Genomic DNA, 8165 nt, shown 5'->3' on the forward strand with positions numbered 1-8165 from the left:
ATTAAGATTTAGAAGCTTTCTTTTCTGACTTTGCCTCTCTAGGTGCAGGTTTGGAACCTTTCGGTGCTCCAGCCCCAGGGCGTTTGGCTGCAGGTTTCTCTGCTGCTTGCTCTTCCTCTTTTAGGTTTCGCTTGCCTTCCAGCTCCTCTAACAGCTTTACAGATTGTCCTCCTCCCCAATCAGGAATGGACAAATAGACTTTATCACCTTCTTCCAAGCCTAGTTCAACAATTGCTTCATCGTAATTGGCCAAACCAAGTTTCACCTCTTGTTTGGATCCATTATTAAGGTAGACATAGTTTATACTGTCATTTTGGACATGTATGGCTTCTAGCGGAACGTAAATCGCATCGTCTAGCTCTTCGGCAACGATCGTGTTGCTGGTGGTCATGGCAGGACGCATCACCGGATCACTTTCATTCACCAATATCTCCACTTCAAATACCTTGGCATCGGAGTTGGGACGCTGCTGGCCAACATTGGCTACACGGGTGACTTTACCTGTAAACTGCTTCTCAGGAAAGGCATCCAGGCCAATCTCTACTTCTTGGCCTACTTTCACTTTCCTGATTTCCACTTCGTTTACATACGTGATACTCTGCATTTCAGTCAAATCCGGCAACGTCGCTACTACTGGATTCCAAGCACTTATTTGAGAGCCTTCGGCAATTTTGTTACCGTCCCAGTTGGTTCGGTAAATCACCATACCATCCTGCGGGGCAGTAATGGTAAATTCATCCAACAAGTCATTCATCGCCTGAAATTCCCGTTCTTCTTTTCGTAGTCTCGCAGTACGCTCAGCCATTTTGGCCAAAGCTTGATTGTATTTTATCTTATAGTTTTGTCGTGCTTGATCCAGGTCTCTTTCGGCCTTTTCCAAGTCGTATTCATTCTGTTTGATCGTGGCAGGCGGTTCATACTGCGATTGCTCCAGTACCAATTTCTTCTGTTCTACATTGTACTCCAAATTAAGGATATTGTCACGTTCCTGGCGAAGGGTCAGCGCAGTGTCCAATTTGGCCTGTTCATATTGGGCCACCTCTGAATCCAAGTTATTTTGCCCATCACTTAGTTTTCCAAAAAGTTCTGATTTATCCAATGAGGCAATAAAATCTCCTTTGTTCACCACTGTCCCCTCTTCCACCATTCGTTCTATCGTCAGCTGGTTGACACGAAACTCCCTAGCACGTGTGGGTCCGTTGATCATCACCGAACGTAATGCCTTGAGTTCACCTGTAGTAGCTATTTCTACTGTGAATTTTCCTTTTTCTACCGGAACGATGATATCTGCACCGTCACCGGAGGCAGTAGGAGAAAAAATGAAGTACAGCACCAAGATGGCCACCACACTTCCTGCCGCAACAAATAATAAATTCTTTTTCATAACACTTTCACTGTTAGGTGTATTTTTAGATTATTGTTTACAAAATTAAATTTTTTAAAACTAAGCACCGTCCCAACTAAATTCAAATATAGCCATTGACATAATAATTCAAACTAAAACCTTAATTAATAAATGTTAAATTTAAAACATATGTTTTGTTAAATTGCGGCCAAATTCTCAAAAAACAGCGTTCATGAAGGCTATCATCAGTTTTATCATCAGGTATATCCCAAGAAGTTTTTTACAACATATCAGCCACATTTTTCTTAGGATATTAGCAGTTTTCTATCGAGGCCAAAAAGTCTGCTGCCCTGTATGCCAAAAGAAATTCAGTAAATTCCTACCCTATGGTAGAAAAGCCAGAGAAAATGCTCTTTGCCCCAACTGCCTCGCCTTGGAGCGGCACCGTCTCATGTGGCTGTTCTTGCAACAAAAGACCAATTTTTTCGAAGCAAACCTTAAAGTACTTCACATCGCTCCAGAACTTTGCTTCATTGACCGCTTCGAAAAGCTTCCCAATATTAACTACGTCACAGGAGATATAGAATCTCCCTTGGCAAAGGTCAAGATGGATGTCCACCAAATTCCCTTTGACGACCATTCCTTTGATGTCGTTTTTTGCAACCATGTCATGGAACATGTCGATGATGACCTTTTGGCCTGTAAAGAAATCAACCGTGTCTTAAAAAAAGATGGTTGGGGCATCATTCAATCTCCTGTTTATGATATTCCCAAAACCCTTGAGGACAAAACCATCACTTCTCCTGCGGAGCGTGAAAAGATGTTTGGGCAAAGAGATCACGTCAGGAAATATGGGAACGACTATGCCCAAAGGCTCAGTAAGTCAGGACTACAGGTTCAAGAAGACCATTTTGTCAAAAACCTCTCCGAAGAAACGATCAAACAACACGCCCTTCCTCCCGAGGAAATCATCTTTTATTGCACCAAAGGCGGTGCTACTTCTTAAGAAGGCCATTTATCAATCCAGCACCATACGCAAATAGCTGCCCATACGAGGTAAGAACAGATAAGAGGCCTACCTTTAGTGAGCGGCTGCCGATGGCGGACGACCACAAAACGCCCAAGGTCCACAAGCCATAAACAAAGGCTCCTGTAAAGAACAAAGGGGCAAATACGAAACTACTAAAAACCACTGTCAAAAAGCCCAACAGAAACATCACCGGCATCAAATGGACCGCCTTAATAGCCCCAGGATGGAACCGGTTGACATTTACCCTGTTTTGGCCAAAAGAATAGCTCTGACGCAGAAATGAAGTAAAATCATTTCTTCGCTTATGGTACACATAGGCCCCTTTCACCAATTCGAGGTTAAACCCTGCCTTCTTTATCCGAATACTAAGCTCAATATCTTCCCCTTGGTTAGCGTCTACAAAACCACCCACCACTTCATATACTTTTCTGGAAAACCCCATATTGTAGCCTCTGGCTTGGTATTTTTTGGGATCAGCTACCTTGCCACGGATTCCTCCTGTTGTCCAAAAAGATGTCATACTGAAATTGATGGCTTTTTGAAAAGGAGAAAAACCATCGGCGGCTTTATCCGGCCCACCATGGGCGTCAAGTTGCCGGTCAATGGTCGCCTTCTTTAATCCTAGCAGGTATTGGTCCGGAATCACACAATCGGAATCAAAGAACACAAAATAATCCCCTTTGGCATGTGCCATCCCAAAATTACGAGCAAATCCTTGACCTGTATTTTCTTGATAAAAATACCTAACGGCTATTTCATTCTCAAATCGCCTAACCTCTTCTTCACATTTTTCGGTAGATCCATCTTCGACAATGATCACCTCAAAGTCACCGTAGGCCTGATGGCAAAGACTTTGGAGTAATTCTGAAACTTCTGATGGCCTATTATAAACCGGGATGATGATCGAAAAAAACATCACTTACCGAAATTTAACTTCGCATCTATATTGTAGTCTCCTTTTCTAGAGGAGGTAGAAATCATCATTTCGGCCAAAAACCCCGTAAGAAAGAGCTGCACTCCCACTATTAACGCCACTAATGATAAAAAGAACAAAGGCTGGTCCGTCACTTCTCTCACTTCAAGCCCAAGCCGTATTCCCCTGATTTTTTCAAACACTAGCCAGCAGGTAATCAAGAATCCACCAAAAAAGGATATGGTACCCAAAGCGCCAAAGAAGTGCATGGGCTTCTTCCTGTACCTATTGACAAAAGACACAGAGATCAGGTCCAAAAACCCGTGAACAAACCTTTCTATCCCGAACTTTGTCGTCCCGTACTTTCTCGCTCGGTGCTCCACTTCCTTCTCCCCGATTTTACTAAAACCGTTCCATTTTGCGATCAGTGGAATATAGCGGTGCATTTCTCCATAAAGGTGAATTTGTTTGACCACCTTGTTTCTGTAGGCCTTTAACCCACAATTGAAGTCATGGAGTTTGATCCCTGAGAGCAAGCGTGTCACTCCATTGAAAAATTTGGAGGGGACAGTCTTGGTAAAGGGATCATGGCGCTTTTTCTTCCAGCCAGAAACTATATCATACCCCTCTTCCTTGATCATGCGATATAATGTCGGTATTTCATCAGGGCTGTCCTGAAGGTCTGCATCCATGGTGATCACCACGTCTCCGGAAGCCTTGATAAAACCAATATCCAGTGCAGCTGATTTGCCGTAATTCCGGCTAAAACCAATTGCTTTGATATGGCCATTTTGCTTGGCAAGACATTCGATTACTTCCCAGGATCCATCAGAACTGCCGTCATTGATAAAAATCAATTCGTAACTAAAACGATGATGATTCATCACACGTCCTATCCACGCAGTCAATTCAGGTAAAGACTCTTCCTCATTGTAAACGGGAACGATAATCGAAACTTGCGTCATTTAATTCTTAATAACTTGGTGTTGGTTCTTTTCTTTTGATGATAGCTCCAAGAATCAATGCGATGATTGCATAGAAGATCAATACAAAACCAAACGCCTTGATTTGTCCTGCAAAACTATATCTGTCTAACAAGCCTTGTTTCATTTCATCGATTTGCTCGGTACTCATGGCATCCGCTGCTCCGAAGTTCTCCATGACTTCCATGGTATTCTGAATCTGCTGGTCTACTAATACTTCAGGAAGTGAAGGATCAATGACTTCAAATAGTAATATTTGTCCAAACATCCCAATTATTCCTGCAACGATCAACGTAAAAAAGGAGAATTGAAAAGCAGCTCCAAAGGGGATATATCCTCCCAGCTCCTTCCTATATTTAAACCCAAATACAAGAACCAATACAAATGACAAAGCCACCAATAAGAGCATCCAGCTTGAGGCCATACTGGTAGCATTTATAAAGTAAACCAGATAGCTAATTACTAACGAAATCAGCCCAACGATCATGCCTGACCTCAGTGCAGCTTTAAAAGGTGTTTCTTGAGTTTCCATAATTAACAAAATTTAGTTTTTTATTCTTTTTAAAATTATCGAAATAATTATCGTAAAGAACAATTCCAAGATAAAAATTTTCAAAAACACATCCCAGGCTACATCGCTAACGGACATGTTTTCCAGCTCTACCATTGCACGATCAAAAGCCTCTTTATTGACATTTTCCGTAAAAATAGTTTCCCTTCCCTGAAGGGAAACTATTTTATCTGCTTTATAGTCGCTAAATAAATCAGGCATCATTTGTAGAAACAGTGCTATTCCCAATGCCGTGACCAAGGCGATCAACCCGTAAACGACAAACCCAACCGTCATTCCTTGTGCGAACAACATTTCACCATTCCCTGTCGTATCCCGATAATTCTTCACCCCAATAAAAACAAACACAGGCGTGATCATGCAAGCAAAAAACAAAGAGTAGTACACAGGCTCCAGTCCCGCCCACCTAAGCACCCAAAAAGCCAATAGGCAGAAAACACCTCCTACCACACCAAATAAATAACTGCCTTTAAAGTACTTAGTCATCCAATCGAGCGATTTTGTCCTTATTGATCACCAATTTCACCTTGCCTTTTAGCTGCTTGTTAAAGAATGGTGAATTAGCTGATAACGATTTATTGGACTGCTTATTGAAGATCCATTCTTCCGATGGATCAAATACGGTGAGGGAAGTCATTTCCTTTTCTTCTTGAGCCCTAATGATACGTGCTGGCCCAGAAGTGATCTTTTCTATTAACAATGGCCACCCCAATTTGGCCTCTAATGACACCATTCCGGGTAAAAAGGATTGTAATCCGCTCATCCCAAATTCAGCAAGATCAAATTCCATGTGCTTAGCATCATAATCCCTGGGCTGGTGGTTTGACACAATCGCATCGATGGTTCCATCCTTGAGCCCTTCTAGTAAAGCTTCCTGATCTATTTCCTCCCGAAATGGAGGCATCACTTTTAGGGTACTGTCATAATTACCAAGGTCTTCATCTACAAAAAGCAGTTGGTACAGTGAAACATCAGCGGTAACATTAAGCCCTTCCGCCTTTGCTTTTCGAATAGCCGAAACACCGCTTCTTGTGCTTACCGTTTGGAAATGAATATTTCCTCCGGTGTATTTAAGAATCTCTATATTTTTTTGAATAGCGACTTCTTCAGCCAGTGATGGAATCCCTTTCATCCCTAAAGAAGTCGAAGTATAGCCCTCATGCATCTGACCAAATATAGCCAATAAAGGATCGTATGACTGGTCAAACAAAACACCATCAAACTTCTGGAGGTACTGGAGCACTTTCATCATCCTGTCAGAATTAGAAAGTGGTACATTGCCATCTCCAAAAACAGTTACGCCATGATGATGAATGTCCAGTATTTCGGTTAGGTCTTCTCCTAGTGTATCTTTGGTCACTGCTGCATGGACGTGCAGATTAGTTAAAAAATTCCTGGCCTTATCCTTTATAAAGGACACTTCATTTTTACTCTGTATCACAGGAGAAGTATTAGGCAAGAGTACTGCCTGAGTAAAACCAGCATATTGAAGGGTTTGATCCAAGCTTTCCAATGTTTCTTGGTATTCGTGCCCCGGCTCTCCTACTCCGCACCTAAGATCTATCCATCCGGCACTTCCAAACCAACCGCTACAATCGACTACTTCTGAAAACCCACTTTCATCTCCATCATAAGGACTAATCTTCTTTCCATCATAGGAATAATTGGATGGGTTTCCGACTGTATCTTTTTGGATTAATTTTAGTGATTTTAGTAGAACTGCCATGCTTAAAATATTTGTGCAAAACTGGCACTTTTTTCTTTAAAAATAAACCTTATAATCCGAAAGATTAAAAAAAGGCTGGCCAATCTTCAAAATCCACCTGCTAATGATGGCGACGTTTTTTTTAGGAGCAAAGTTGATTCTGATAGAACATTGATTTACCTCCATGGAACAGGTGCCGCAGATGGTAAAAGTTTGTGCAGATTTTTTTTTGGATCAAGTAGAAAAATTGGGGGACTGATGGAACGCTGATGACGCAGATGATTATGATTTGCGCTGATTTTTTTCTTGAATTAGAAAAGCCAATTTGTATAACAAAAGCCCTGAAAGGGCATGACAACCATAGCCATGGGCAACGCCCATGGTGAAAACCAAAACCAATCCTATTGTTTTAGCAGCAATCACCTTCCTACCGCTTATAAATTCACGCTAAAACCCAATACACACCAATAGCGCTTTACTCCACTACAGAGACATGGTTTGATCCCCGTCCCGTTTGGCCTGTTACTTCCGGGAGCCGTGTTGGGACATAAAAAAGAAAAGGCCCTCCGCATGTGCGGAGGGCCTTGGTTATAAAAGCGGGCGGCGACCTACTCTCCCGGGTGTAACCCCAGTACCATCGGCGCGACAGGGCTTAACTTCTCTGTTCGGGATGGGAAGAGGTGGATCCCCCGTGCCGTACCACCCTAAGATCTTCGTGCTCCCCTAAGGAAACGCACAATATCATCTGATTATTCGCTCTTGTTATTTTTTGGTCTTTCGACATTACCAAAGATAATACAACCATACAGGCAAGTTTTCGGGCTATTAGTACTGCTCAGCTATGCCGTCTCCGACTTTACACCTGCAGCCTATCAACGTCATCGTCTCTGACAACCCTATACGGAAACCTCATCTCGAGGTGGGTTTCGCACTTAGATGCTTTCAGCGCTTATCCCTTCCGGACGTAGCTACCCGGCAGTGCAGTTGGCACCACAACCGGTACACCAGCGGTCCGTCCAACCCGGTCCTCTCGTACTAAGGTCAGATCCTCTCAAGTTTCCCACGCCCGCAACAGATAGGGACCGAACTGTCTCACGACGTTCTGAACCCAGCTCGCGTGCCACTTTAATGGGCGAACAGCCCAACCCTTGGGACCTTCTCCAGCCCCAGGATGTGACGAGCCGACATCGAGGTGCCAAACCTCCCCGTCGATATGAGCTCTTGGGGGAGATCAGCCTGTTATCCCCAGAGTACCTTTTATCCTTTGAGCGACGGCCCTTCCATACGGTACCGCCGGATCACTATACCCGTGTTTCCACCCTGCTCGGCTTGTCGGCCTCGCAGTCAAGCTCCCTTATGCTATTGCACTCCACGCACGGTTACCAAGCGTGCTGAGGGAACCTTTGGAAGCCTCCGTTATCCTTTTGGAGGCGACCACCCCAGTCAAACTACCCACCAAGCAATGTCCCCGACTCTAGCGGGTTAGACATCCGACAAACAAAGGGCCGTATTTCAACAGTGGCTCCTCAACGCCTGGCGACGCCGATTCACAGCCTCCGGCCTATCCTACACATTGTTTGCCCAATGCCAATGCTAAGCTGCAGTAAAGGTTCATGGG

At 43.6% G+C, this 8165-nt stretch carries 7 protein-coding genes and 2 rRNA genes (1 of these 9 only partly in view); 1 reads left to right on the forward strand and 8 read right to left on the reverse strand.

Annotation, left to right across the window (positions count from 1 at the left end; genetic code table 11):
• Nucleotide 1: 1 nt before the first annotated feature.
• The gene (locus DN752_RS06225; protein WP_112783147.1) at nt 2–1384 is read right to left on the reverse strand and encodes an efflux RND transporter periplasmic adaptor subunit; all 1383 of its coding nucleotides are present in this window, start codon (nt 1382–1384) and stop codon (nt 2–4) included.
• 193 nt (nt 1385–1577) lie between these two features.
• Between DN752_RS06225 and DN752_RS06230 the strand changes: the two genes are divergently transcribed.
• A complete protein-coding gene (locus DN752_RS06230; protein WP_112783148.1) occupies nt 1578–2351 on the forward strand; it encodes a class I SAM-dependent methyltransferase in 774 nt (257 codons plus the stop codon).
• On the opposite strand, the gene DN752_RS06235 is transcribed toward DN752_RS06230, so the two are convergent.
• The 7 genes from DN752_RS06235 to DN752_RS06265 form a co-directional block, all read right to left on the reverse strand.
• Complete coding sequence (locus DN752_RS06235) at nt 2341–3291, reverse strand: glycosyltransferase (protein WP_112783149.1); 951 nt, start codon at nt 3289–3291, stop codon at nt 2341–2343. The two genes, DN752_RS06230 and DN752_RS06235, sit on opposite strands and share 11 nt — an antisense overlap.
• Nucleotides 3291–4253 carry a glycosyltransferase family 2 protein gene (locus tag DN752_RS06240; RefSeq protein WP_112783150.1) on the reverse strand — a complete coding sequence of 321 codons (963 nt, stop codon included), beginning with the start codon at nt 4251–4253 and terminating at the stop codon, nt 3291–3293. Before DN752_RS06240 ends, DN752_RS06235 begins: the two co-directional genes overlap by 1 nt.
• A gap of 7 nt (nt 4254–4260) precedes the next feature.
• Nucleotides 4261–4803 carry a DUF4199 domain-containing protein gene (locus DN752_RS06245; RefSeq protein ID WP_112783151.1) on the reverse strand — a complete coding sequence of 181 codons (543 nt, stop codon included), beginning with the start codon at nt 4801–4803 and terminating at the stop codon, nt 4261–4263.
• 12 nt (nt 4804–4815) lie between these two features.
• Nucleotides 4816–5328, reverse strand: coding sequence for a DUF4199 domain-containing protein (locus DN752_RS06250; RefSeq protein ID WP_112783152.1), 513 nt, complete (start codon nt 5326–5328; stop codon nt 4816–4818).
• Nucleotides 5321–6568, reverse strand: a complete 1248-nt coding sequence (locus tag DN752_RS06255; RefSeq protein ID WP_112783153.1) for a dihydroorotase — start codon at nt 6566–6568, stop codon at nt 5321–5323. The genes DN752_RS06250 and DN752_RS06255 overlap by 8 nt, the downstream gene beginning before the upstream one ends.
• A gap of 574 nt (nt 6569–7142) precedes the next feature.
• Nucleotides 7143–7254: ribosomal RNA gene (gene rrf / locus DN752_RS06260) — 5S ribosomal RNA — on the reverse strand.
• 98 nt (nt 7255–7352) lie between these two features.
• Nucleotides 7353–8165, reverse strand: a 23S ribosomal RNA gene (locus tag DN752_RS06265); it runs 2077 nt beyond the window's last position.

The sequence above is a fragment of the Echinicola strongylocentroti genome, assembly GCF_003260975.1.
GTDB classification, from domain to species: domain Bacteria; phylum Bacteroidota; class Bacteroidia; order Cytophagales; family Cyclobacteriaceae; genus Echinicola; species Echinicola strongylocentroti.